At 47.9% G+C, this 24,550-nt stretch carries 34 protein-coding genes and 1 pseudogene; 9 read left to right on the top strand and 26 right to left on the bottom strand.

The annotated features are described in order from the left end of the window. Nucleotides 1-28 precede the first annotated feature (28 nt). Entirely contained in the window at nucleotides 29-445 is a 417-nt protein-coding gene (locus AACX38_RS01550; RefSeq protein ID WP_228863386.1) for a type II toxin-antitoxin system HicB family antitoxin, read from the top strand. A 55-nt stretch (nucleotides 446-500) separates the two neighbouring features. Here the strand turns inward: AACX38_RS01550 and lysC are convergent, their stop codons facing one another. From lysC to AACX38_RS01580, 7 genes and pseudogenes are all read right to left on the bottom strand, one after another. Beyond that, nucleotides 501-767 (bottom strand): Rz1-like lysis system protein LysC, encoded by a 267-nt coding sequence (gene lysC / locus AACX38_RS20690; RefSeq protein WP_445327108.1) that lies wholly within the window; start codon nucleotides 765-767, stop codon nucleotides 501-503. Further along, nucleotides 676-1,128, bottom strand: a complete 453-nt coding sequence (locus tag AACX38_RS01555) for a hypothetical protein (protein ID WP_228863387.1) — start codon at nucleotides 1,126-1,128, stop codon at nucleotides 676-678. The genes lysC and AACX38_RS01555 overlap by 92 nt, the downstream gene beginning before the upstream one ends. Nucleotides 1,129-1,136: 8 nt before the next feature. Beyond that, a complete protein-coding gene (locus tag AACX38_RS01560) occupies nucleotides 1,137-1,883 on the bottom strand; it encodes a hypothetical protein (protein WP_228863388.1) in 747 nt (248 codons plus the stop codon). Between the two features lie 2 nt (nucleotides 1,884-1,885). Next, nucleotides 1,886-2,176, bottom strand: a complete 291-nt coding sequence (locus tag AACX38_RS01565; protein WP_228863389.1) for a PAAR domain-containing protein — start codon at nucleotides 2,174-2,176, stop codon at nucleotides 1,886-1,888. Between the two features lie 13 nt (nucleotides 2,177-2,189). Continuing rightward, the gene (locus tag AACX38_RS01570; protein ID WP_228863390.1) at nucleotides 2,190-3,014 is read right to left on the bottom strand and encodes a DNA adenine methylase; all 825 of its coding nucleotides are present in this window, start codon (nucleotides 3,012-3,014) and stop codon (nucleotides 2,190-2,192) included. Continuing rightward, nucleotides 3,004-3,951: a recombination-associated protein RdgC gene (locus AACX38_RS01575; RefSeq protein ID WP_228863391.1), complete on the bottom strand. Its 948-nt coding sequence runs from the start codon at nucleotides 3,949-3,951 to the stop codon at nucleotides 3,004-3,006. The genes AACX38_RS01570 and AACX38_RS01575 overlap by 11 nt, the downstream gene beginning before the upstream one ends. Before the next feature lie 119 nt (nucleotides 3,952-4,070). Next, nucleotides 4,071-5,372, bottom strand: a pseudogene (locus tag AACX38_RS01580) (DNA cytosine methyltransferase); the annotation flags it as partial. 304 nt (nucleotides 5,373-5,676) lie between these two features. Between AACX38_RS01580 and AACX38_RS01585 the strand changes: the two are divergent. The 4 genes from AACX38_RS01585 to AACX38_RS01600 are packed head-to-tail and all read left to right on the top strand — an operon-like array spanning nucleotide 5,677 to nucleotide 7,494. After that, complete coding sequence (locus AACX38_RS01585) at nucleotides 5,677-5,988, top strand: type II toxin-antitoxin system HigB family toxin (RefSeq protein ID WP_228863461.1); 312 nt, start codon at nucleotides 5,677-5,679, stop codon at nucleotides 5,986-5,988. Beyond that, on the top strand, nucleotides 5,985-6,401 hold the full coding sequence (locus AACX38_RS01590; RefSeq protein WP_228863392.1) for a helix-turn-helix domain-containing protein: 417 nt from the start codon (nucleotides 5,985-5,987) through the stop codon (nucleotides 6,399-6,401). Before AACX38_RS01585 ends, AACX38_RS01590 begins: the two co-directional genes overlap by 4 nt. Nucleotides 6,402-6,406: 5 nt before the next feature. Further along, nucleotides 6,407-7,303, top strand: coding sequence for an Rpn family recombination-promoting nuclease/putative transposase (locus AACX38_RS01595; protein ID WP_228863393.1), 897 nt, complete (start codon nucleotides 6,407-6,409; stop codon nucleotides 7,301-7,303). Further along, nucleotides 7,300-7,494: a hypothetical protein gene (locus tag AACX38_RS01600; protein ID WP_228863394.1), complete on the top strand. Its 195-nt coding sequence runs from the start codon at nucleotides 7,300-7,302 to the stop codon at nucleotides 7,492-7,494. The genes AACX38_RS01595 and AACX38_RS01600 overlap by 4 nt, the downstream gene beginning before the upstream one ends. A gap of 61 nt (nucleotides 7,495-7,555) precedes the next feature. Here AACX38_RS01600 and AACX38_RS01605 read toward each other — a convergent pair whose 3' ends face one another. From AACX38_RS01605 to AACX38_RS01675, 15 genes are all read right to left on the bottom strand, one after another. Next, a complete protein-coding gene (locus tag AACX38_RS01605) occupies nucleotides 7,556-8,263 on the bottom strand; it encodes a phage baseplate assembly protein V (protein ID WP_228863395.1) in 708 nt (235 codons plus the stop codon). Next, nucleotides 8,256-9,236 carry a tail length tape measure protein gene (locus AACX38_RS01610; RefSeq protein ID WP_228863396.1) on the bottom strand — a complete coding sequence of 327 codons (981 nt, stop codon included), beginning with the start codon at nucleotides 9,234-9,236 and terminating at the stop codon, nucleotides 8,256-8,258. The genes AACX38_RS01605 and AACX38_RS01610 overlap by 8 nt, the downstream gene beginning before the upstream one ends. Further along, a complete protein-coding gene (locus AACX38_RS01615; RefSeq protein WP_228863397.1) occupies nucleotides 9,220-10,017 on the bottom strand; it encodes a hypothetical protein in 798 nt (265 codons plus the stop codon). Before AACX38_RS01615 ends, AACX38_RS01610 begins: the two co-directional genes overlap by 17 nt. Further along, nucleotides 10,004-10,747 (bottom strand): phage tail protein, encoded by a 744-nt coding sequence (locus AACX38_RS01620; RefSeq protein ID WP_228863398.1) that lies wholly within the window; start codon nucleotides 10,745-10,747, stop codon nucleotides 10,004-10,006. The genes AACX38_RS01615 and AACX38_RS01620 overlap by 14 nt, the downstream gene beginning before the upstream one ends. Next, the gene (locus AACX38_RS01625) at nucleotides 10,744-12,009 is read right to left on the bottom strand and encodes a phage tail protein (RefSeq protein ID WP_228863399.1); all 1,266 of its coding nucleotides are present in this window, start codon (nucleotides 12,007-12,009) and stop codon (nucleotides 10,744-10,746) included. The genes AACX38_RS01620 and AACX38_RS01625 overlap by 4 nt, the downstream gene beginning before the upstream one ends. Beyond that, complete coding sequence (locus AACX38_RS01630) at nucleotides 11,955-12,284, bottom strand: baseplate protein (RefSeq protein ID WP_228863400.1); 330 nt, start codon at nucleotides 12,282-12,284, stop codon at nucleotides 11,955-11,957. The genes AACX38_RS01625 and AACX38_RS01630 overlap by 55 nt, the downstream gene beginning before the upstream one ends. Next, a complete protein-coding gene (locus tag AACX38_RS01635) occupies nucleotides 12,281-12,934 on the bottom strand; it encodes a maturation control protein (RefSeq protein ID WP_228863401.1) in 654 nt (217 codons plus the stop codon). The genes AACX38_RS01630 and AACX38_RS01635 overlap by 4 nt, the downstream gene beginning before the upstream one ends. 281 nt (nucleotides 12,935-13,215) lie before the next feature. Further along, nucleotides 13,216-13,473 (bottom strand): hypothetical protein, encoded by a 258-nt coding sequence (locus AACX38_RS01640; protein ID WP_228863402.1) that lies wholly within the window; start codon nucleotides 13,471-13,473, stop codon nucleotides 13,216-13,218. A 283-nt stretch (nucleotides 13,474-13,756) separates the two neighbouring features. Beyond that, nucleotides 13,757-14,020: a PAAR domain-containing protein gene (locus AACX38_RS01645; protein WP_228863403.1), complete on the bottom strand. Its 264-nt coding sequence runs from the start codon at nucleotides 14,018-14,020 to the stop codon at nucleotides 13,757-13,759. Nucleotides 14,021-14,055: 35 nt separating this feature from the next. After that, nucleotides 14,056-14,742, bottom strand: coding sequence for an Imm52 family immunity protein (locus tag AACX38_RS01650; RefSeq protein WP_228863404.1), 687 nt, complete (start codon nucleotides 14,740-14,742; stop codon nucleotides 14,056-14,058). Nucleotides 14,743-14,753: 11 nt separating this feature from the next. After that, nucleotides 14,754-15,416 carry a Tox-REase-5 domain-containing protein gene (locus AACX38_RS01655; protein ID WP_228863405.1) on the bottom strand — a complete coding sequence of 221 codons (663 nt, stop codon included), beginning with the start codon at nucleotides 15,414-15,416 and terminating at the stop codon, nucleotides 14,754-14,756. A gap of 1 nt (nucleotide 15,417) precedes the next feature. Next, complete coding sequence (locus tag AACX38_RS01660; protein WP_339385645.1) at nucleotides 15,418-15,765, bottom strand: hypothetical protein; 348 nt, start codon at nucleotides 15,763-15,765, stop codon at nucleotides 15,418-15,420. Then, complete coding sequence (locus AACX38_RS01665; protein ID WP_228863407.1) at nucleotides 15,762-16,256, bottom strand: DUF4123 domain-containing protein; 495 nt, start codon at nucleotides 16,254-16,256, stop codon at nucleotides 15,762-15,764. Before AACX38_RS01665 ends, AACX38_RS01660 begins: the two co-directional genes overlap by 4 nt. Beyond that, complete coding sequence (locus AACX38_RS01670; RefSeq protein WP_228863408.1) at nucleotides 16,253-18,271, bottom strand: type VI secretion system Vgr family protein; 2,019 nt, start codon at nucleotides 18,269-18,271, stop codon at nucleotides 16,253-16,255. The genes AACX38_RS01665 and AACX38_RS01670 overlap by 4 nt, the downstream gene beginning before the upstream one ends. Nucleotides 18,272-18,317: 46 nt before the next feature. Then, nucleotides 18,318-20,075 (bottom strand): type VI secretion system baseplate subunit TssF, encoded by a 1,758-nt coding sequence (locus tag AACX38_RS01675; protein WP_228863409.1) that lies wholly within the window; start codon nucleotides 20,073-20,075, stop codon nucleotides 18,318-18,320. Nucleotides 20,076-20,370: 295 nt separating this feature from the next. Between AACX38_RS01675 and AACX38_RS01680 the strand changes: the two genes are divergently transcribed. The 4 genes from AACX38_RS01680 (at nucleotide 20,371) to AACX38_RS01695 (ending at nucleotide 22,330) form a co-directional block, all read left to right on the top strand. Then, entirely contained in the window at nucleotides 20,371-21,150 is a 780-nt protein-coding gene (locus tag AACX38_RS01680; RefSeq protein WP_228863410.1) for a DNA-binding protein, read from the top strand. 93 nt (nucleotides 21,151-21,243) lie between these two features. Then, entirely contained in the window at nucleotides 21,244-21,549 is a 306-nt protein-coding gene (locus AACX38_RS01685; protein WP_228863411.1) for a HigA family addiction module antitoxin, read from the top strand. 188 nt (nucleotides 21,550-21,737) lie between these two features. After that, complete coding sequence (locus AACX38_RS01690; RefSeq protein WP_228863412.1) at nucleotides 21,738-22,016, top strand: type II toxin-antitoxin system RelE/ParE family toxin; 279 nt, start codon at nucleotides 21,738-21,740, stop codon at nucleotides 22,014-22,016. After that, nucleotides 22,016-22,330 carry a HigA family addiction module antitoxin gene (locus AACX38_RS01695; RefSeq protein ID WP_228863413.1) on the top strand — a complete coding sequence of 105 codons (315 nt, stop codon included), beginning with the start codon at nucleotides 22,016-22,018 and terminating at the stop codon, nucleotides 22,328-22,330. Before AACX38_RS01690 ends, AACX38_RS01695 begins: the two co-directional genes overlap by 1 nt. Before the next feature lie 98 nt (nucleotides 22,331-22,428). Here the strand turns inward: AACX38_RS01695 and AACX38_RS01700 are convergent, their stop codons facing one another. The 4 genes from AACX38_RS01700 to AACX38_RS01715 form a co-directional block, all read right to left on the bottom strand. Beyond that, complete coding sequence (locus AACX38_RS01700; protein WP_228863414.1) at nucleotides 22,429-23,193, bottom strand: hypothetical protein; 765 nt, start codon at nucleotides 23,191-23,193, stop codon at nucleotides 22,429-22,431. 12 nt (nucleotides 23,194-23,205) lie between these two features. After that, nucleotides 23,206-23,745, bottom strand: coding sequence for a dUTP diphosphatase (locus tag AACX38_RS01705; RefSeq protein ID WP_228863415.1), 540 nt, complete (start codon nucleotides 23,743-23,745; stop codon nucleotides 23,206-23,208). Between the two features lie 118 nt (nucleotides 23,746-23,863). Further along, complete coding sequence (locus AACX38_RS01710; protein WP_228863416.1) at nucleotides 23,864-24,115, bottom strand: helix-turn-helix domain-containing protein; 252 nt, start codon at nucleotides 24,113-24,115, stop codon at nucleotides 23,864-23,866. 74 nt (nucleotides 24,116-24,189) lie between these two features. Next, the gene (locus AACX38_RS01715; protein ID WP_255711993.1) at nucleotides 24,190-24,501 is read right to left on the bottom strand and encodes a helix-turn-helix domain-containing protein; all 312 of its coding nucleotides are present in this window, start codon (nucleotides 24,499-24,501) and stop codon (nucleotides 24,190-24,192) included. Between the last annotated feature and the right edge of the window lie 49 nt (nucleotides 24,502-24,550).

A 24,550-nucleotide genomic window follows, 5' to 3' on the forward strand; every position in this document is an offset into this window, starting at 1 on the left:
GTTCTCGCGCAGCTTTACTATAAATATTATGCGATATCCAGTGACACTAGAGCCAGTAGAAGAAGGCGGATATTTTGTCTCGTTCCCTGATATCCCTGAAGCCTTAACACAAGGTGAGACACGGGAAGAAGCGCTGGAAATGGCGCTTGATGCGTTAATAACGTCTTTCGAATTTTACTTTGAAGGGAGTGAAAATATTCCTCTGCCTAGTCCGGTTGACGAGCAGGGCGATTATGTTGATGTGCCTTTAAGTGTGGCCTCGAAGGTGCTTATGCTTAATGCGTTCGTTGATTCCAAATTAACGCAAACTGAGTTGGCTCGTCGTATGGGGGTAAAAAGGCAGGAAATTACCCGCATTTTTGATTTAAAGCACGCAACCAAGATCGATACGATTGGCAAAGTGATAGAAAGTCTTGGGTATAACTTGACATTGTTAATTGAATAACAATGACTGTCCACAATCGGCCACATTATTTGTGTGTGGCCGTTTCGTTTCTAATTTATATTCTTGTATTTATCTCATTCACCCTCTGATTCTTATCGTTGCACTCTGCCAGCGATTGTCTAATTTTTTCCTTATAGAGCACGTTATCCCCCCAGCGTGTTGTATTGTCGTCGGGAAGAAGACACATCACCGCTTTGATCGCGGGTGGCCGTTTCGTTTCTATTCGCTTTTCAACCACCATAACGCCGGTTGAATTCAGCGGTGCGCTGGTGTTGCAACCGGATAATGTCATCAGGCATACGCTGGTTAGCACACCGGGCATGAGCCAGCATCTCTTTAAATTGTCTGATAGCATTGTCACTTTCCTCTTGTTGCTGTTTTGTCTCTTTTTCTAATTTGTGCTGCGATTCGACTAATGCAATTAACCGGCTATCACGTTCAGCGATGTCATGCTGCAAAAGGCGGATATTCTCGTCCTGAACACTGATCGCTGTTTTTAGTTGGGTATTTTCACCGGATAATGCTGAATTAGCCGTATTGAGCGCTGTAACGCGCTCTGTGAGGCTTTTGTATTGGTGATGTACAAAGTTAACCCCCAAACAGATAACGCCCATCACAGCGCCAATAGCGACGAATTTGAAAGCATTGCCGATAGGCAGGGGGATCAATCCACCAAGTAACATGGGTTCTCCTATGACAACGCCGACATGACTGACGTCGGCGTAATGGCTTTTAGCGCATCGGCCATAACTGTACTTTCAAGCAAGCCTGAGATGATCGAAATGCTGACCGCATCACTGAATGATTTTTGCGCGTGACTGGCGGAATCATTCGCCTGTGTTGCTAAACGATTCACGGCTTCCGTGGCTCTATCCAGATCGCTGAGTGAGCCTGTTAATGCTTCAGCGGCGTTATTCAGCCGTAAAATTTGTTTGTCCGTCAGTCGTGACGCCACACCACCCGCCCCCCTGTTTTTGGCTAAAACGGCATTAATCTCATCCATTGCGGCCTTGATATCCTCAGTTTTGAGGCGGGTGACGAGCTGATTTTGCGTGGTGGTTATCTGGCTGTCCGCAATTGCCTCAATCAGATGAAACGGGGTACTGTCAGCTAACAGGTTGCCTTTTAAATAACATGTCCAGCCCAGACGCATTTGGATCAACTGGGACGGGCTTTGGTAATCCTTGATGGCATGATGGAACGCATTGGCCGCATTTGCTGCAATCGTTAATTTCCCGCTGGCCTCGTTGATCGTGCGCACGGCGGCGGTCACGGGATCGGGGTAGGCTGTTTCTTGCTTTACCAGTTTATGCAGATAAGCGGCTTTTTCGATAGCGTGATCAGCGGTCAGTTGGGTGATGCTCAGTGCGGCTGGTGGGTGTAATCCTTCGGCACCCAATGCCCTGAATGCGGCGATTTGTTTTTCATTGTCGAGCATGATTAAGTCACCTGAAAAAACGGATTTCCGGACACAATGACGGAACCACATGAAACCGGATCACCCATACAACAGATAGGCTTGCCGTTCACGGTAAACCACGGGCGGGTGCTGATAGCGACGCCACCATGCTTTTCATAACTATAAATATCGATGTGCTCAGGAAACAGATTTCCTGCCACCAGCACGGGAATGCCATTGACGGTTAATAACGGCTCTCCTTCAGCGGCAGGGCGCGGCGGAAATCCCTTGTGACCCGAACAAACCGAACCCAGAATACCTACGGCGGGCATTGTTTTTTCCTTCTTATAAAACGGCAATGAGATCGCTGACTGCCCCGCGTGTGTCACCTTTGCAACTCATGGTGCGGCGGGCATAAAGCGTATGGAGGGTGAATTTCAACGCGGTGTACATGTCACGGATTTTGGGCGCTGAACTATTGGTGATAACAACATGTGCCCCCCGTTGATGTGCGTAAACCAGTTCGTTGGCAAGCGTACATTGATCCTGAAAGGTGAATCCCCCGGCGGCATAGTGGGTAAATCCGGCTTTATCGGGTAAGGGTTCATAGGGCGGATCGCAAAATATCACGTCACCGGAACGGGCACGGCGGATCGTGTCACGGTAGTGGGCATGGCTGAATTCACAACGGGGCGCAAGGGCGGCAAAGTTCGCCAGCTCCGCTTTCGGGAAGTAAGGCGGCTGCGCGTGACGACCAAAACTGACGTTATATTTCCCGCAACGGTTGTAGCGGATCAACCCATTAAATCCGTATCGGTTCAGGTATAAAAACGCCGCTGCCCGTTCCAGTGAGGAATAACTCAGCGCATTGAATTTGGTTCGGACATCCAGAAAGGCTTCCTGGCTGTTTTTTTGTTGAAAGAAAGACGCGGCTTTATCGATCAGCGCCGTATTGCGCGTGGCGGCGATTTGATAGAGATTAATCAGATCAGGGTTAATATCTGCCAGCATGTAATGCTCAAAATCCCCCGCATTCATGAACACCGCGCCACCCCCGACAAAAGGTTCTATCAGGCGCTTCCGGCCAGACAAATACGGCAGGATTTGTGGGAGTACCGCGTATTTTCCGCCTGCCCATTTCAGGAACGGGCGGTTGTATTCATTTACCACCGGCTGACACATCGCTTTCTACGGCACTCAGTAAGCCGCCCATTGCATGAAAAATGATGTCATAGGCGGCGCGTAGCTCTTCCACCATTAAAATAAAATCGGCGTATTCACGGGCTAATGCGTCGTCGCCTTCACTATGAAGGTGGGAAAATTCAACGCCAAACCGGAGTTTTTTTAGTTTGCAGGCGTCAGTGAGTTCCAGATCAAGCCCGTATTGCGTGTCAATATAGACACCCAGTGTGCAAACCTGACGCCCTTGATCTAACAGGATAGAAACCGCTTCATCATGGGTCAGCCTGTCTTCTTTGCTAAAACGCACCTCGCCTTCTTCGTAGATCAGATCGGCTTTCTGAATTTTATCGCTCAGACGGAGTCTGGCCGGAAGGGTATGCGAGTCTTTGAGCCAGTCGGTCATTGCCATTGCAAACGGGTTCACCGTTGCCATCGGTATCACGGGCAATGAATCAATGGTACGACGTAAGAGCGCCAGAACCTGCTCCGCTGTCCGGGGTGACGTGGTATCAATCGAGATTAAGCCGTTATCGGTATCAATCCAGAGTTGAACGGTGCTTCGTTTCGCAAAGGCACGGGGCAACAGCTCCTGAATCACGTCATCTTTGATTTGCGCAATTTCAGAACGGCGGAGTTTGCGGTTGTGTATTGCCTCCAAATTCTCGCGTTTGGCGTTCAGCTGCGCTTTGATAATGGCGGCAGGGATATCTTTCTGCTCCTTCACGGCCACCAGCAACAGGTTATTACCGTGAACGAATATTGCAGGCTTGTCATCGTTCATCAACCAGCCTATGCAGGAAGCGTCATGCTCACCACAAGGGGAAAACGCGAAAGATGGTATCCGGTCGCGTAATTCCTCTTCTGTAAGATTGGGCACCTTGCGTGATAACTGGTAGATGAGTGCGTTTTTAAATACCTTGAACATCAAAGTGATACCTATTCAGACAGTAAGGTATCGAGTATAACAAAACTAAAAAATCATTTAGAATCTTATTCATTTATTACATACGGCTTATTTCAGCTACCGGCATCTGCCTGCCCTAAAATCCGCTTTCCAATCCATGACATGACCGGCACGGCCATTGAATTACCGATAGCCCGGTAGCGATGCCCGTCGGGGCAGTTTTCGGCGGTTTTCCCGTTCCAGGGAATGCGGGTGTGATTATCGGGGAAGCCTTGCAACCGTTCACATTCAACCGGCGTCAGACGGCGCACGGCATACCCATAGTTCACGCCATGAATATCGGAGGTGGTCAGCGTGTAGGAAATTTCAGGCTGATACCCCATACCGTTACCGCCATTTTCCGGTTTTCGGTTAATGATGTTGCCAGCCAATGAGATGGCAACCAAATCAGTGGCATCTTTCGCATCCCGTGATTTCAGCGTCGATGAGACATTATCCGTCCGGTATTCCCCGAACGATAACATGCGGTACGTTGATATTAACCCGCTGCCTCGCTGTGAAAACAGCTCCTGATTACTCATGCCGATACCACCGCTATTGTGACTCTGGTTTAATGTGGGGTGCGGATTATCATCGGCATCCCAGTGACTGCCGTTTTCTGATTGTAAGCTGGTGCCCGGATTTACCGGAAACAGGTTTTTGCCACAACGTGCAAACGACGTCTCTATTGTTCCGCACCTGCTTCCAGGGCACGGCGTAACCTGTCCGGCAGGGGTTTTCCCCGTCTTTCTGCCCGGCGGATTATCCCTTCGCACGCTTTCCGGCTCAAAAAGTACCGTTGCGGGACAGAAGTCCGTTCGAGCACTTGCGATAACAAACACACGTCGGCGGCGTTGGGCCACTCCGAAATATTGAGCATCAAGCACCCGCCAGGCAACCGCTCTTTTGGGTCCAGACACATAACCCGCGTTTGTCCATTTTTTCCCTGTCGGCTGTAAGGGTTCATCTTCTCCAGTGAGTCCGGCCAGAAAACAGCCGAAGGCGTTATCCTTGCTGGACAGGACGCCGGGCACATTTTCCCAGACGATAACTGAGGGGTGTTTTCCGTTTGCTGTTCTGACTGCATCAATGGCATTGGCCAACTCCACGAATGATAAGGTTAATTGTCCGCGTTCATCCTTCAGGCCATTGCGTAATCCCGCAACACTGAATGCCTGGCAGGGTGTACCACCCACCAGAATATCGGGGGCATTTTCCTGATTGTGAGCAACTCTGTCCGCTATCCGGGTCATATCACCCAGATTCCGGACAGAAGGCCAGTGATGCTTCAGCACCGCGCCGGGGAATTTTTCAATTTCACTGAACCAGGCTGGAGACATACCGAGGGGTTCCCATGCCACGCTTGCCGCTTCAATGCCGGAACAAACCGAGCCAAAAGACATCATTGTTGACTTTCTCCCTGCAATCCTGATGGTTGATGCTGTGTCAGGGCTGCATTTTGTTGTATTTCGTCATTTGGCTCTGGTTTACCAAACCTTTTATTTGTTTATCAATCAGAAAATCATGAGGAAACTCTTTCCGGGAGCATAAGGGACTACTTGATCAGGAACCTATTGCGGATTAGGCCAAAATAAACACTTACCCCGCTGATAAATGAGTTATCTTCATAATAATGTCGTTTCCTTGTTGTCAACATGGGGCATCTGATGTAATATGTTTCCATATTGGAAACTATGAGTAATGGACATGCATGTTATCTCAAGGGAGCCGTTTGATTTGGCGACACGCCGCTACCCAAACAGCACCGCTGCACTTGATTATCTGTATAAATCATTACGGCGCTTAACATTCCAATCGCCGGATGAAATGAAATCAGCCTTTCCCAGTTTGGACAGAATGAAATACCGGGAGAAATGGTGGGTTATTGATGTGAGCGGCAATAATTTAAGAGTGATGTTTTTTGCTGATTTTGAGCGGGGTAAAATTTTTATCAAACATATAGTAACCCATGCTGAATATGACAAATTGACGGATTATTACCGGAGGAATAAAGAATGATGATCAACGAAGTCATTCAGGCAGTCGATAATTTGGTAAGCATTGTCCCCCTGTTGGGGGGCAGCACTTCCCGTAAAGATTATGAGGAGGCTATTAAGCTGGTGGAATATCTGATCGAGCACGAGCCGGACAGTCCGCTGGTTGATATGCTGACAGATAAAATCGACAATTACGAAAATCAGGCACCCGAATTTGCTGAATTTAATGAGCGTCTTGCTAACATACACGGGGGGGTCGCTATTCTGCGTGTGCTGATGGATCAGTACGGCCTGAATCAGACGGATTTTGAGGACGAAATAGGAAAGCGCTCCCTTGTCAGTCGTATCTTGAAAGGGGAACGTTCGTTAACGCTCGACGCTATGCGTAAACTCTCCGTTCGTTTTGGGATACCGGTTAGCGTTTTTATTGATTAGACAATATGAAAAACAAAAAGACAACTCCCACGCCGCATGATTCTGCGTTCAAGGGATTTATGGCGCGGATTGAGAATGCGCGTGATTTTTTTGACATTCATCTGCCGGAAAACATTAAGAAGCTATGCGATTTTGATACGTTAAAACTGACCAACTCGTCATTCATTGACAGCCAGTTGCGTTCACGCATGTCTGACGTGCTCTATTCGGTGGAAACCCAGCAGGGTGACGGTTATATATACGTATTGGTTGAGCATCAGTCCAGTCCCGATAAAATGATGGCGTGGCGCATGATTTTCTATGCTTTTATGGCAATGAATCAGCATTTGCAGCAGGGAAACAAGGAATTACCGCTGGTGGTGCCGGTGTTGTTTTATCATGGCGATACCAGCCCTTACCCGTTCCAGCAAACATGGACACAATGTTTTTCATTGCCGGAACTGGCTGAAGAGATGTATTTCAATCCGTTTCCGCTGGTGGATGTGACGGTGATTGATGATAATGAACTGGTCAATCATCGCAAAATTGCCGTGATGGAACTGGCAATGAAACACAAGAATTTGCGTGAGGGATTTAAAGCCGTGACCACGCTATTGGCCCGCGCACTTCAACAGAACTATAATAGCGACAACGATGTTGTGACTATCATGAACTACTTATTTGTTACAATGGACTCGCCGGATTTTGAACAGGTGATCCAGCAACTGATTGAACAAACAGAAAGTCATCAGGAGGTAATTGTGAATATTGCACAACGATTACAGGACAAAGGCCGGGAGGAAGGCATTCAACAGGCATCAATGAATATTGCCCGTACCCTTTTGAAAAATGGTGTCAGTATTGAATTGGTCATGAAAAGTACCGGCCTGAGCCGTGAAAAACTGATTTCCCTGCAATCATGAATATTGCACAACGATTGTATGAAAAAGGCTGGAAAGAAGGATTTAAGGAAGGCTTTGAGCAAGGGTTTAAAGAAGGCTTTAAAAAGGCATCACTCAATATTGCTCGTATCCTTTTAGAACGCGGTGAAAGAATTGAAATGGTTATGGAAATTACCGGCCTGAGCCGCGAAGAACTTATTACCCAGCAATAATATGCGTCTTTCTTTATTGTTTGCTTACCCGCTTTTCAGGGCGGGTAAGCGAAAAGAGACATTAGAATTGCGAAAAGCCAAACAAGGGGGCCTTTGCGTTGAATCCCGCCAGACTTTCAAAGGTCATGCCTGCCTGTGATTTTGTTTTGAATCCCGCTGCACTTTCAAAAGTCATGCCTGCCTGCGATTTGGCGTTGAATCCGGCCGCACTCTCAAAGGTGATGGCTCCCTGTGATTTTATGGTGGTGCTGCCACTGACATTCAGGAAAAAATCACCAGCCGCATGATGAAAAATATCCCCGGCTTCATTCATGGCGATACAGGAACCACTCGCCATATTGGTGATCGAGACACCGCCACCCGCGGAATGGATAACGAGTAAGTTATTGCGCCGATACACGAAATCTTTCGTGGGTGATAACGCGGGGAGGGGAGGTGCGCCCCCCACATTGGCCGGTTCATAGGCTCCCCCCTGTCCGGAGGCTTCCGGTGCCACGTTCGGGATACCCTTCGGGGCATCTTGTGCCGCACCGGTGATCATGGGATAACGGCTGTCGCCGCCATAAGGAAACTCCACCCACACCAAATCCCCTTTAATGGCAGGGGTAAACGCGCCCCCGATGGACAGCCGATACTCCGCCCACGGCAGGGCGTCATCCGGTATCCCGTCCCAGAGGGGAATTAACCGTATCCGGGCTTTCATCAGCCCCGCAGGATGCTCTGTCGCCACAATTCTGGCTCTGTGGCTGCCATAGAGTGCGTTACTCATTCGGCACTCCTAAAATCATTCGGGTGCTGTAGGCAGCACGTTCTTCAAACTGGGTGACTCGCTCGACAATCATATTTTTTGGCACGGATTCATCAATCCGGTTCTCCCTGTCATAACGATGGATAATGATCTGTATCACGTCTCCGGCCTGAATCGCCGGATTACCCGCGCATTCGATATCTAATTTCGGGATCAGGACACGCCGCCTGTTTTGTAATGTGCCCAATTCCGGATCAGCAACCATCTTCACCGGTAATGATGTCTCCCCCGCTGCCCGATACCCTTCCGTCATGGAATAACCGACATAGCGATGCCGCTTTGAGGCGGTGACCGCAAAATCAGCATTGATATTGCTCAGCTTGGTAATGCGGTATTTAGCCTGGGGATTGTTGAACTCATAGCGGAACGCGGGTTTTACCCTGATAAGGTCAGCCATCGATTTTAAATACAGTTTTCCTCTGGCCGTCCATGCCAGTGCGCCATGATCTTTGGCAACTTGTCTAAGTAGGGTGGCGGGCTTTTGCCCCATATTGAGATGATAAGTGCCAAGACGGTTAAACGGATCAGATATCGGTTTTAAGCCCTGGGTTAAGGTGCGAATGATGTTATCGGGTTCAGCATCGACAAAAAAACGCGGGACGCCGGTCGGAATAAGGAGTGTTCGCATAGCGGTTGCTATGCCGGTGATGGTGACGGTATCCTTGTTCAGCGGGGCAGACACGATAAAAAAGGTATCTTTAAATAAGGCTTGTTGTCCTTCCGGATCGCCCAGTACCACCGTCATCACCGCGCCTTCTCTGACGGCCATATTATCCAGGATGTAGCCGGTCACATCACGGATATTCAGGAGCAAAAGCGGGGCTTCCAGTCGGGTTATTTCGATATACGCCACGGACGTGATGGATTCTCGCGGTAACACCTGCCCGTTAATTTCAACAGACTGTAAAAAATACTGATTACCTTGCTGAACCATGCTGGCCTCTGCGGGTGGGTTGGGGTGTCGTGACCACGGTTTTCTCAATCTGTGGCACCACGGCATGAGCCATGAGGATATCGGCCTGTACGTTGATACTGGCCTTGGCCGCAAACACCCGATCTTCCATGAGTGGCAATGACACATCTGAAAAAGCTATCTCTCTGGCCGCATTGAACGCGCATTCAATGCTCACGTCGGCATTGGCAATCTGTACCTGCGCCTGAAAGCTGGTGGAAATCAGACTGACAAAATGAACAGCAATCGCATTGCATAACAGGGATAACGGCTCTTTATCCGCTGACAACACAAAAATATCGTAAACCAGGTTGACGGGGTGAGCATCCAGCACGGCAATGATCGCGTCACCTTCAAACACCTCGCCGTATCTGTCCCGTTTTATCTGCCTATCGTTCGGCATCATGTCATAATCCATCGTTCTGGCAAGGTTGATAACAGGCAGGGCGTCCGGATTCGCGTAAGGGTTCTCTGACTGGCTTTTTCTCCCGGCTTTCGCCTGTCGCAGGGTGCGCATAAACGCTTTGATATCGTCGAAACGGCCCAGCAACACCTGATCACTGGATGGCCGCTGGAGAAAGTCAACAAATCCCTGATTGTGTAAATCCGGCTGATTGACCGTCAGCCCTTTGAGGCTTGAAGCAATATGGTTCCCGACCGCAATATCAATGCCCCGGAAGCCACTGACTTCCCGCTCCCCGATGGGCTTGAGTTTTAGCGCTTTAATGCGCATTAATACGTCGTTTTCGTCATGGTTGCTCATGGTCTGCCCTCAATGCTGACTGGGTGAAATTTCTGGCCGGTATGCAGTAATAGAGTGAACCGACAGACGCCGTGCCATAGGTAAAAATACGTAATACATACCAGAACCGGCGGGCTAATTGGCCGTCGGACAGTTCTTCATTCCATTCAAAGATGGAGCCGACGGAAACACCCGTTGTGGCCGCCCGGATCACCAAAAAATCATCAGTGCTGCCATCCTGATCCCCGTCCGCATCCATCGCCGAAAAGGATTCCCGTTCATCCGGACAGTCCAGCACAATGACTTTTTGTGGGTCAGTGTAGGCCAGCTCCCGTTGATGGTTGTTGAATTCCGTAAACGCGGCCAGCTCGAATCCGTCTTCATGCACTTTCGCCGGTATCGGCTCGACAGGGCGATATAACAACGCATCAAAATTGTCGGGGTCTTCTTCAATCACTTTAACCCAATCCAGACGGACGAGATCATTGAGGGGAGAATGGCCTTGATATCGCGGCTTCAGGTTAACATCCGGCTCTTTGTTGGACAGATGTAAGGGCAGGGCGGCTTTGTCCGGTGCTATTGCCTCTTGCACGGTCAGTGTCATGCTGGCGGGGGACGGTTTCACGTCATCCAGATCCACCAGCTCGGCACGCTGACCGGATAAAGGCGCGTCTGACGGGGTTCCGGCAGTGCCTATTCCGGTTATTTCACTGTCTGGCATTTCGTCCAGCCATTCGTCGTAGCGGCTCATACGTTACCCTTAACTTGTTTCTTCATGTACTCACTGAAGGCAGCTTCAGCGTGTTGCCTGTCTTGTCCGGCCATCATCAACGCATCGATGAAGGCGTGTTTTTTCATCGTGAAAGCATCTTTGAGTTGCTGTTTCAGTACCTGTTCCTGCGCTTTCATCTGAGCAATCTGTTCCTGTTTTTTTCTCAGCTTGAGGCGCTGCGCGTCGGTCAGCTTTTTGGCTTTGTTTAACTGTGCGCGTAACGCGTTCAGTTTCTTTGGATCTTGCTTCAGCTTCTTTTCCAGTGCGGCCATCCGTTGCTGATACCGTTGGTATTCACCTTTTATCGCGTTGTGGTTGGTCTGGCTTTTTCGGTTCCGGTTCAGGCGCTTTAACTGCTCGTCGCCAAAAAACTCGGTGGTCTTTCGCTTGTCATCCCCAAAGCTGGTGGCACGGGCATTTTTCTGTAGCAACCGGCCGACCTGCATTTGCCATGTGCCCGCCTGCATTCGGGTCATGGCATGAATGACATGCTTACAGGCCACGCCTTTTAAGTTCGGGTTTCTGATTTTGGGGTAGATATATTCTTTCGGGGGGCTAATCGCAAAATTGCCCGCCGTGGCAATATAGCGATACCAGTATTTGTGTCGGCCACAATCACAATCCAATGACAGGCGTCCGGCACACAGCTGACGCACGACACGAGACGTGTTGTTTTCTTTCTCTGACAGGTCGTTCATCGCCGTCTCCCATTCCTCAAAGCGAATTTTAACGCGATGGTGCTTGTCTACCGATTTATCGGACGCCGTGACACGGATAATAGCGGTATTGTGCTCCATGCCGATAAATGACGCGGTTTTGATGCCGGAGCCATCATCGACCGCGTTATTGGCGCGTTTGACATCAATCCGGGCGCAATTGGCTATTAACTGGGTGTAGGTGATCCCGGCGGTATCGGTATTGAATCCGGCGCGGACTTTTTGCCGGTTTTTTTCAAATGCCCTCAGATCGTCTTGCGTGAATAACGTCCCGTCACGCTTATTGCCCAGCGCAATGACATCATCAAAGTTTTTATTTTTTAACAGCGCAGGGGTCAGCAACCGGCCTTTCTTACGGCGACGGCGCTTGGCTTGCTGGTCTTTGGCAATCTGGTTAAACAGCCGGTTAAATTCTTTGGGGATTAAGCCCGCTGTTTCATACCGGCCTGTTTCGGTGCGCGGCAGGCCAATCATCCTGTCACCTCTGGCGTGTCTGCATAGTGCCTGACTCTGTCGCGTATCCACGCGGCAGACGGCAAAGACAGGGTATCCCCGATGGGCAGTGACTCTAACTCACTTTCATGACCGGCCACCAGCCTGACCACCCACCGTAACACGGAATTTTTATACACCCGATAGGCCACCAGATCCGCCCTGAATTCCTCATCGGGCTTGAGGGTGTAGGCAATATTGCTCGCGTGGTCATGTAAAAGCGACTGCGCGATAATTTCGCGGTGTAAATAGGCGCGAATAATCGGATCGGCAATGCAGCGGTCATCCAGGCGTGAATAGTCATTCATAAAATCACCGTGTTTTTATCTTGGCGTGTGCCGGTTAACGGCGATTTCACCGTAGCTTTTTCCACTTTTTTGTCATAGGCCCTGACCATGTTCAGAAAGGACGTTAACAGGGACGGTGATTCAGGGGTGACAGCGGATTGCATGGCTTTGATATACGCATCAGAGGCCACATGGTTAAACCGGGTGCTGTACACCACCAGCAAGATGAGAATATGCTCTGACGTTAGTGACTCCCAGTCGATCCGGTAGATTGGTTCACCGGCGGGATTGAATTCAACATCGATGAGGGAAGAAGATATCTCATAGAGGTTTTTGCCTTTTGGGGGATAGATGATGCTCCCTTGCCGTTTCAGCTCCTCATAGCGGCTCACTGCCACCACAATCACGGGACGGCCGTCATGATGTCGGTCACTCAACCGGACGCTGAGCGCGCCAATCTGCTGCGCGATGTCGCCGCTGACCTCATCCACCAGCACCTTAAAGCCTGCCCTGACCATTTTTGGGATATCTTTTGATAATTCGGCCAGCATTGCCCTGCGTTTTGGCGGAAGCAGTTTTCTGTCTTCTAAAATCAAATCCCCGTCGTTAAAAACCGCGCGGAGCATGACCGGTTTTTTCATGGTGCTGATAACTGCGATTCTCTGGATCATAGTCCTCCCGAAAGTAAAAAGACCGCACTAGGCGGCCTCTTGGCTTTCAGGTCTCTGGTTTCGCGCTGATATCAAAGTTAAGCAATCGTCGAAAAAGCTAACCTCACCTTCCAGAACCGCCTAAAGCGGAAAGGATCGTAGCTGAACGCTATGATAATCAGCAACAAAAAAACGCGATTTCATTTAAAATTAAACGCTATTATTCAATTGGTTAGTGTAAATTTCATTATTAATGAAAAATGCATCTGTTTATTGCAGGTTCAGTGCTTTTCGTTACACGATTAATCACGCTCATCATCATCAGAACGAGAACTGCGCAGGATTAGTGTGTTGTCAATCAGTGTGTTCAACATGGCCTGTATTTGGATATTGTCGTCCTCTTTTTGTATATCCTCAGTTAACATGTTCCAGAAGTTAAACACGCCAAAAGAGCTAATTTGGCGGAATTCGGCTATCTCTACGCTGTTACATGATGAGCTAGGCGTAATATACTTTTTAACTGCCTGCGTTAATTCTTCGTATGTCCATTCTGTTTTCATTGTTTGGCTCTCTTAACGGTGTCTAAAAAGGTGTTTTTGATTAATCCGGGCTTATCACTCTTTCCTCGCGGCTAACTAAATAAGTTGTCTGGTGTAGCCAGTGCCAATACCTCTCTCGGTCAGGCGTCCAATCGCAGATACTATCTAAAAGGAATAGCGGCCTGAAATCACTATATATGTTGCCAAACGTTTTAGTAGGACTTCTCTTTTTAATGGCTAATATAAAAATAATCAGCTAAGAAATGATATACTCAAAGCTGATTGTTTCATTAAAAGTACGACATCAAGCGCAAAACCCGCCTTGACTGGCAATCAATTTTGCACCACAGGCCGTGCGCATCCCATTTAATGCGATGGGTTTTCCCTGATGTTTTAAGTCATCACTGCCTTCCACAATAGGAAAAACCCCTTTGCACTGGGGACAAGCCACTAAATCACCTTTGGCGGCAATCGGAACTCCCTGATAAACATACCCGTCAATAGCTGTAATAACTTTACCGCCATGATCAGTTGCGTCGTTTAATCGGATAACGGCTTGACCTGCCATAGTTATACCTCTGACATGAGTAGTCTATAAATACGTTATTTATCTTTGTAAACATCAGAGTACAAAGGCAAAAGGTTTAAATCACGTAATGCAATTTCGATATCATTAGATAGCTGCTGATCTGATTTACTCATGCAATTATAATTATCTTTACTAATTATAATTGTCCCCGTACTTAATGGTGTGGATATAGAAATAAGTTCAACACCAAACTTCATTAACATAGGGTGCATTTCTATTTTTTGTGGAAGATATAACATCCAACCAATAGCAGGGCGATCAGGAAAAATCGGATCTCCTACGTTGAAAGCCACACTAAAAAGTTGCAATGTGTATTTTTCTGAAGTTGCCTTGATGAAATTAACTAACTTTGATTTATTGTAAATGCCTATATGATTTTCAGCAGAGATAGCAATAAAAGTTTCATTCTGTTCACTCACAGTGAGTGACATTGGTTTATCGTCTTTTCCATCCCATACACCAGTAGCGTAAGGTAAATATTCACCAATTAATTCTTGGGCTTCAGGGTTTATTTCTCTATCAATTGTAATGATTTTGTTTTCCAAAGCCTCTTCTAAAGATTCAGCCTGTGCATAAAAAGCATTTATTTTTTCATCACATTTATTCAATTCATTAAGAAAAAAATAAAGAGTATCCAATAAAACATCAAATTGCTCAGTCGTGTTTTCTTTGAATGCTATATTTAAATTAATTTCACTCATTTCTATTTACCTTATGCCATCGGAACATGGTGAACGGTCATTACGTAACCTCTCCCCGCAAACAATCGTTTATAATATGCAAAACTTTTTGGTTGCATAAAATACCAAGATAATTTATTGGGCGGAGTAGCAGAAACAACGGAACTTTGTACTTTAGCTTGAGCTATTATACCTATAGCTCCACTCCAAAATTTAAGAATAGCCCTATCTTCTATAAAAAAATTATCATATTTCGCTTTGGTTTCTTGTAATAAACAAGATGAAATTTGAAATCCATCAAATGAAACAGAAGCATAATTCCATTCTTTAACCCAATTGTCGCCACAAGGGTGTTTTGTAATAAATATTTGGTATTGAAAATTTATATCGTATTTTGCTTTTCTAATCTCAGTCACACCGGTACTGGCAGGACATGATTTACATTCTTCCCGTGAACGGGCTAAAGAGCCAGAAGCCTCAATTTTTGCAAGACGAGCATCAGCTGACGTTTCTCCATCTTTAATATCCTTTTCTTCATCACGTTCTTTATTCTTAGAATTATCTGGAGCATCATCAATACTATCTATAATACCCACAGCAGCTAATCCGGCTACGCAGGCAGCAAGCGTCCATTCCGCAGCGGCTAAAAGAGCCGCGCCCGCAGCGGGTGCGCCAATAACTAAGGGGGCTGGCATCTTAATGTCTCCTTTTCATTAAATGATTCATTACCCGCAGGTAATCCCGGTATTGTTGTTCGGGGTTATCCCCTGCGTTCAGCATATTTTTAATTTCCGGTGAATCGTGATAATCACGGTTAAAGGCAACAAAATAGAGGTAAGAACGTATGAGCTTTTCCTCTTTGAACCCCATTGCGATCAAATCCAGATACGCGGCTTTAAGCCGCTGATGCAAACTGTGCTCGCTTTCGTGTCTGACTAATTCAGCGTGTTCTGTCTGGATCTGTTGCCGGATTTGAGTGAGATAGGCTTCATCTTCCGCATCAATGAACTTACCAACCTGTTCCTGACTGAGTGTGATCATCATTGCGCTCCTTTTACAGCATAAAACTGGCCCGCCAGCCAGTAATGCCATTCATCTATCGGTTGGGTGAATGCGGTTAACTGCGTCTGGTCGAAAATCGCCGGGATTTGATGCAGAACGCGCGGATCGTAAAAGCGCAACAGCGCGGTTTCCCCACTTTCCAGCTGAACATTCAGATAAGGTTCAAAATGACGGGTGAGGGCATCCAGTGACAACGGGGTATACAGCCAAGACACCGCCGGATACGCTTTTTCCAGTGTTAAAAATTGTTCCAGAAAGTCAGTGTGATGTGTGATATCAAACAACCACGGGCCCGCAAACGCGATTTCTGAATCCGGGAATCGCCTGAACAGCGGATTATTCCGCCCTGCCCGATAAGTGAATTCCTCGTCGAAAAGGCGCTCATACTGGAGGCCATCCACCAGCGCATACCGTCTGATATCGGGGTGTGTTTTCTGATATTCCTGCCAATCTTCTGATGAGACTGAGATCATGATTGCCCTCTGATAACCATTGCTGAACCGTTTGATGCCGCTTTCATTAAGCAGCTGATACAAATCTTCTCAAGGGGGGCGGTCAGAACAGCTTCGGTCGCCGCCTCTGCGACGTTGATTTGTTTGAGCTTGTCCAGCATATCCGGTAACTTACCGGCCCAGCCAGAGCCGTTACCCGGTGCGCCACTGCCCATATTCACGACCGCGCTGCTGGTGATCCCGCCTGCATCAATTTTCAGAAAATGCCCTGCTGCCTGAATGGTCAGTTCAGCGCCCGCATCAATGACCACTTTCGCACCCGAACTCAGGTGAATTTCATTACCGCTTTGCGTTAACAGCGCATCGTCGGCCTTAATATGCAGTTTCTGACCGGTAGCCAGCGAAATATCATTACCGGCCTGTACCCGGTATTCATTATCGATCCGCAAATGCGCGTCATTTTTAATGTGGTGTGTCCGGTTATGGCCGATATTGTCGGTTTCATCATTGAGAATGTGCGTGTTCATGTCTTTCTGTGCATGAATAAACACCTCTTCACTGCCTTTGGCATCCTCAAAACGCAGTTCGTTAAAGCCTTTGCCCTTGTGGGTTTTGGTTTTAAACGTGGTACGGGTTTTTTCGGCCGGTAAATCCAGCGGCGGACGGTTCAGGCCGTTATACACACAGCCAGTGACGATAGGACGGTCGATATCGCCGTTCAGGTAAGAGATAATGACTTCCTGCCCGATGCGCGGTATCGCCATAAAGCCATAGCCGTGACCATTCCAGCCCTGCGCCACGCGTACCCAGCACGATGCGCTATCATCCGGCTTGTCGTAGCGGTTCCAGTGGAAATGGACTTTAATCGCCCCGTCTTTATTGACGAAGATTTCTTCCCCTTCCGGGCCAACCACGAGGGCGGTTTCATCCCCGTCTGCCTGTGGTTTATAGTGGAAAGGCGGACGCCAGTCGGCAAGGCCATCGATAAAACTGACATGATTACTGAGGGTGGTGCCTTCTCCGCCACTGTCGCCCAATGCCTGTGGGCTGCGTCCGTGATGGCTGATACCGATAACCTGCCAGCGGGCATTGAGGGGCGGGTGTGGATGATTTTTTATTTCAAAGATTTTGCCCGGCATGAGTTTGATGCAGTTACTGTTGCCGCTGCCGGTCTGTTTCTGGTTATCCAGTGCGTCCTGTCGGTATTTTAAAAACGGAATGGCCGCCGCATCTTTCTGAAAACGGCCGTAACTTTCAAACACGGTGTAGGGGGTCTGGCTGCCGAAGTCACGAAAGCCTTCGCTGCTGTGCATATGCGAGAGGTGATAGCGCGGGTTTTCCGGGTTAAAGTCTTTATGCAGGCTCCGCTGTGGACTCATACCGACACCCAGCCGCACCTGATAAATCGTATCGATGCCGTGGGCGGTTTCCGGCTGCGGCTGGTATTGCAGCGGGAGTCCGGCTGTCATCCCTAAATGACTGTCGCTGAAAAACAGGGTTTCATCCTCAAACCAGAAGCTGATCCCTTCTTCCGCCGCTAACCGGCAGAAAAACGCATAATCGGATTCACGTTTCTGAGTCACATACTCCCTGTCCTGATGCGCATCATAGAGCTTAGAATCCGCCTTTACCCGGTGTTTTTTAAGCAGACTGTTTAAAATGGCCGGGATATTTTGCTGGTGGTAAATCCGGCTGTCCTGATTGAGTGTCAGCCGCCAGAGGGCTGGTCGCACGGTCACGGTATACAGCGTCTTATTGCCATCGGTGCCTACCCAGTCCGCATGGGAAATAATCCCCGTGATTTTGCGCTGTTCGGTTTCACCGTGAAAAATTTGCAGCACGGCATCCTGCATAAGCAATGCGGCCAAATCAATCTCCGTCTGCGGTTTAAACGGGTTAGCATTACCGGCTCTGACTAACGTCATGCTCAGGGTAAACAATTCGGATAACCCTTCCTGTAGGGAAAACTCTCCCACCGCAAATGTGTCTGCCGGTAGATCGGCAATGTGGCAGACAAAGCGTAATCCACTTTTCATGTTGTTTTTTTACTCCTTCGGGTTGATGTCATACTTCCTGAATCCATTACATATCCGGGCGTAATCCATCGACATGCCAGAACTGCCACCGTACTTTTCGGCTGTCCGGGGTGAAGATTTCCAGCATGACAAATGAAGACTGACTGATAAAACACGCCATCGCCTGATTGATTAACCGGCAAAAGCGGTACATCACCCCCGGATTACAGTAATAATCCGGGTTCAGGGTGAGCGAGAGTAAATACCCGCGAATGGGACGCCCCAGCCGCACGCGATCAGTCAGACGCTCTACCACCAGCACAATGCCGTCAATATGCTGGTGGTAGAGACGGCTTAGCGGGCGGTGCGTGTCAGCATACGGATCAAACAGCCGGAGAAACTGTTTCAGGCTGTCAGTGGCAAACAGCATCATCGGCGGACTGGAAAGGCAGGACAGCAACGGCCAGCCGCTATTATCCTGTAACAACGGCGGGTAATCGGGTGTTACCGGCGTGATATTGTGTACGCAGAGATGAGACGGGACGTCTTCCTGTGCCACGTTAATCGCGCCTTTCGCCAACGCACACGCCTGAACATGGTAGCCCGTGAAATGGCCCGATACCGACAGGGCAGGCAAGGTATTTGCCGGCTTGCCTGTCACATCAAAAAAATGTAACCGATGTTGTATCTTGCCCAGAAAATCGCATTCTGTCTGAGGCTGGTAGTAAAATGTATCAGGCTGGCTTTCCTCATCCCGCCAATGCCCGGCCGGGGTAAACTGTTCAATCGGTAGCCAGTGATAAGGCGTACCGCGTTGCGTACTGTCACCGGGTTGCTGTATGACCGCAATATCACGCAGCCGGTACAATCGCATTGATCCCCCCAGCGGCAGAGAATAACGGTGATTGTCCGCGTTTAATGCAATGGGGGGGCTGGCGCGGTTTTCCAGATGAATGGCCGGGACACACCCCAGCAAAAACGCCTCATCGACATCATCCAGCGGCAATTCGCCCTCGAAACGAAAAATCAGATCAAACGTACCGTCTGCATTCAGTGGCACCTTCACGCAGTGGCGGCGGATATCGAGCGTCACAAAGTTATACAGCTGAGGCAGGGCGTAATACTCCACCAGCGGTTGTAGGCCGGAATACGTATTTTTGGGCACGGGTAGCACCGGGCTATCAAACAGGTTATGCCAGCCATAAGGAGAACAACCCAGTTTTCGCCGCGTTCCCTGTGTGGTCAGGCTGATATCACACAAATGTTGATCCAGCCATAGGCTGAGTTGTGCCGCTTTTTCTGTATCAGTTCCCAGAAAAAACGTTAATGCGCCACTTTGCCAGACCGGGGAGGGGGTGCCCGTTTGACACAGGGTCAGGATGATTTCACTGTGGGTGCCGGTTTTTCTCACCGTGCGTTGCTGGACGAGTAACGGCTCAAGATGCAGCGGACGGCACGTTTTAAAGGTGAGTAACTGCCCGTTGCTGGGGGCTGAAACGGCTGTGCCCGCGAGGATATCTGCACTGCCCTGATGTTCGCCCTTTGCCGGATAGAATTGGAGTATCGTGGTCGGCGGGATGGGACACAATGCCAGCGGCCAGATACGCGAGAGAATACCGTGCGTGATTTCGGGCAGTTCATCTTCCAGCTTATCCCTCACACCGGCAATTAACAACGCAAAGGCTTCAAAAACACGTTCAATATCGGGATCACGGGATGTCACCAGAAAATCGGCCAGATGCGGCGAGTCTTTCGCCACCCGCTGTGCCAGCTCCCGCAAATAGGCGCGTTCTCGCAGGTACAGCGATTCCTTGTTGTTTTTCATTTCTTCATCTTTCTCTGATGTTCCGATGAATAATTAATCGGCATTGAGTAGGAAAAATTTATGACTAATTACAATGTGTTGAGATTTTATACACTATTTTACGGTGCTATTGATTAATTTTTCAAATGTGATTGATATTTTTTGACACGATGATAGCGACAAAAAATCGGGTTCTTGGCTCGATGAATACAGAATGGGTATGTTCTATGATAAGAACGAACAATGTTCGTTCTTTTTTTGTGTTCGTTCTTTATGGTGGTTATACTTTCATCACACCGAGCGAAGGAAAAAAATAATGACTACATCTGATACCAATTCGATCCAAGAGAAAGTACACACCATTTGCAATGAATTGTATGCCAAAGGGATGAAACCTACCGTGAGGATGGTGCTATCTATGTTACCGGACGTGAAGAGTACGAGCACTGTCCATAAATATTTTGCGAACTGGCGGAAAGAGGTCGAGGCAAATCAACAATCGCTCTATGATAAATTGGGTTTTTCATCGGAATTCACTCAATCTTTCATGAAAGAGATCACGCGATTCAGTGTGGAGGCCGAGCAGCGCTACAAAGAGCAAGCATTAGACGCGAATGAGCAGCGCGACATTGCCTTAGAAGAACTGGAACGCAACGAAGAGCGTTTGTATAAACAAACGGCCCTGATTGAACAGCGTGATAAGGAAATCAGGGAGCTTCAGTCCGAGTTACGCAAAGTGCAGGAACAAAACAAATCACAATTAGTGCAAGAGCAGGGATCTCACCGGGTAATTGTTCAAGAACTGCGCCAGCAACTGGACACACAATCTGAAGAAAATCGAAGTCTGGCAGCCAGTAATGAATCCTTACGCACGGAAATAGCGAAAGCAGAGTTACGGTTGGAAGGAAATCAGGAATATGTCGGAGAAGTGAAAGCGCAGAACACCGCTTTGCTCAGTGAGAATAAAGCCCTTAACAGTCACATCACGGATCTGAATAAGCAGTTGGCCCGTTTTGAAGCGACGCTTGCGGGCAATGACAAATTGATGGCTCAGATGGAAGCGACTATCACTGCATATGCTGCAAAAAAAGGATAGGCTCCATTAAAATTAGATGTATTTCGCCTGCCTATGCCCTAGCCCATACCGCCAAAAGCAAAAAAACAACTAAAGAGATTAACAGGGGACGTAATGGATATAATGTTAAGAGAGCCGACGACTGTCGGTGAAATGTTGTCAGAAGAGTATTTAAAACCACTGAATGTCACTCAGGCCAAATTAGGGGAAGCGCTGAATCTTTCCCGTATGCGCATTGCTGAAATTATCAGTGGAAAGCGTCGTATCAGCATCGACGAAGCCGTCATGTTAGCTGCTTTGTTTGAGACTGACGCTGATTTCTGGATCAACGTGCAGGCTAATCATGATCGCTGGGAAGCACGGCAACTGATGGCACAGAAAACCGGTGTTAAACCTTTTACGGCATTATTGGCGCGGTAATAATGCCGGTAATGAATGGGGCGCATGAGTGCCCCCTCATGAGTTATTTTTCAATATTCTCTTCCGACAACACCTCACTATCTGACTCTGACGCACTGTTTACTTATTTTCCAAAAAAACATAGTGAATGTTGCACGTCGTGTAACATTGCAGTATAATGTTACACATCATGTAATATGGATCGGACAATGATTAAATCATTCAAGCACAAAGGGTTGAAGCAACTTTTTGAAAAAGGAATTACTTCTGGTGTACCGGCGCAAGATGCCGATAGGATTAATGACCGTTTACAGGCTATCGATGCGGCAAATGAAATAGGCGAATTAAACCGCCAAATCTACAAACTTCACCCGCTGAAAGGAGATCGCGAAGGTTACTGGTCTATCACAGTCCGCGCTAACTGGCGTATTACTTTTCAGTTCGTAAACGGTGATGCTTACATTTTGAATTATGAGGATTATCACTAATGAGACAGTTTAAAATTTCCCACCCCGGAGAGATTATTGCCAGAGATTTGGCGGATATGGGAATTAGTGGTCGTCGTTTTGCACTCAACATTGGAGTAACACCCGCGACTGTATCGCGTTTTCTTGCCGGTAAAACGGCGTTAACACCATCGTTGGCAATTCGTATTGCTGCTGCATTAGGAAGTACCCCTGAGTTTTGGTTACGCCTCCAAAGTGCTTATGACTTACGCCAATTGGAAAATCAAATAGACACATCGGAGATCGTGTTATACGGCGATCAGGACGAAACATTTAATGTCACCTCTGAACATTAAACAGTAATCAATTACGGGGTTTGATTACAGCTCATCACCTGAATTAATTGGTTCACCCACATAGGGGGCACATGCAAGCCCCCTCATGAGTTACTTAGTTACTTTTCAATGCTTTCTTCCGGTAAAACCTCACCATCTGTCTCTGACACACTGTCACGCTTATATTCAGCCACCTGAGCCACCAGCATTAACTTCGCCTTTTCAACGGCCAATCGCTTTTGTTCGTCAGGAACGCCAATCACCGCATATTGATCCAGTTCAGCGGCGCGGACACAGTACGCCCAGAAAGCCGGTTCTTGTTTAATGACGTCCGCTATTTGCGGTGAGATGAAAACCACATCGTAGCTATCCATATCATGTTGAAAGTACAAATAGGCCATACGGCCAATTCCGGCCTGCATTAAGCCGTTATGTACGATGGCTTCTGACATATTTTCAGACTGAGTGACACAGAATTCAGGTAATTTGTGCTGGAAAGCCGTGGTGACAGGAATACCGGTAGATGCACCATTGGAAGAGACACGCCATTGCCCCACCAGCGCCCCGTTAGCCGTGACAATCGGGTCAATCGTCATCGGGTACTGGCGCATGATAACGCGCGTAAATAGCTCGTTGTTCATGGGGTTGTAGCAAGGGCAGCTGTACTGCTGCATTAAGGCTTTTTCCCGTTCCCAGTCCTGTTCTTTGACAATGATCCAATCAAGCCCGTTGGGGGCTTTCATTATGGCATCCCCTTCATCGGTCATGCCTTCCAGCGTTGAGCCTGCCAGTAACGCGGTGGCGATGTTGAGATCAAAAGTTGCGTAGTGGCCTGCTTCACTCCGGTTCAGCGTGAAATTATCCGCCAGAATATACCCTGTCATCACAATCTACCCTTATTTATCAGCCTTTGATTTTGACGTTTTGTCTTTCTCTGCTGAACGGGGTTCACTCTCAGCCGGGTTATCGGTGCTGGTGGCCTGATCCGCTGCCTGTGCTGTTTTTTTCAGTTCAGCGAATTTCTCCTCGGTGACATCTTCAAATGATGCCTTGGTCACGGCTTCAATCAAGCCCTGAGCAACACACATGCCCTCTCTGAAGGTCAGACGGTTCGCTCCTGATTCAACAACCAGCTTAATGACGATTTCATCACGATAATCAGAATCGATAATACCGACACACTCGGCAGGGCGGGCATGGTGCTCTTGTCCCAGGTCTTTACGCGCGTATATCTTCATGCAATACCCTTCAGGGATAGCGACTTTAATCCCCGTTCTGATGTAATAGGCAAGGTGTGAATTGCCCTCGTCGATATTCGTATATAACTGGTAATCGACGGCGTTCAGGTCAAATCCTGCTGAACCTTCAGTGTGATAGGTAGGGATAACGGCTTTGGGATGTGTACGGCAAATAACGACAGGCACTGGTTGAGCCATGATGTGCAACTCCTGTATGAGACATTGAGTCTCTATTAGAATGGAGCTTCAATTGAAAGGGCTAGAGGCTTTTGCGGGTGGATACATCCGTATCAGGCTGATAAGCGATTTCAGGGCATTATTTTCTTCTACGCCTTGCATGAACATCGACAGCAAATCGAGTTTTTCGATCTTTCATCGATTGCTGAATATAGGGATAGCAGTCCTGAAAAAACCAATCAATCGGGGTATCCGTCATGACCGCAATATCAAAAAGTAGCGACACCGTGATTTTACACGTCGCTCTCTCAATTCTGGATTGCTGTTGTTGGGATATTCCAACGAGTTGCGCCAACTGAGTTGCACTCAATGCCAATTCTTTTCGCCGCATTTGGATGCGTCGTCCAACGAGTTTTTCAATTTCTTTCGGCATAAAAATAGATAGTGGGGAATAATTAAATTTGGTTATTTTTTTCGCTTGTTTCGCTTGGAGACAAGATCTAAAACAAGAAGGTCATTTTCGCCTTTTATCGGTGATTTTTTGGGGACTATATCTATTAACCGACAATCAATATAAAACCATTCAATTGGGGTTCGTAATATGACAGAAATATGAAAAAGTTGTTCCGCCGATATATGACGCTCACCCGTTTCATACCGTGATAACTGGGCTTGTGACACACCAATTATTTCAGCGAGGGTTTCCATACTCATATGAAATTTTTTCCTCCGTATTTGAATGCGATGCCCGATGGAAATTGATATATTATTACTCATAAGACGGTATCTCAGTGATAATCTAAAAAAGGGTTATCTATCCTTTAAT

The sequence above is a fragment of the Xenorhabdus sp. PB30.3 genome (genome assembly GCF_963895965.1).
In the GTDB taxonomy this organism is placed as follows: Bacteria; Pseudomonadota; Gammaproteobacteria; order Enterobacterales; family Enterobacteriaceae; genus Xenorhabdus; species Xenorhabdus stockiae.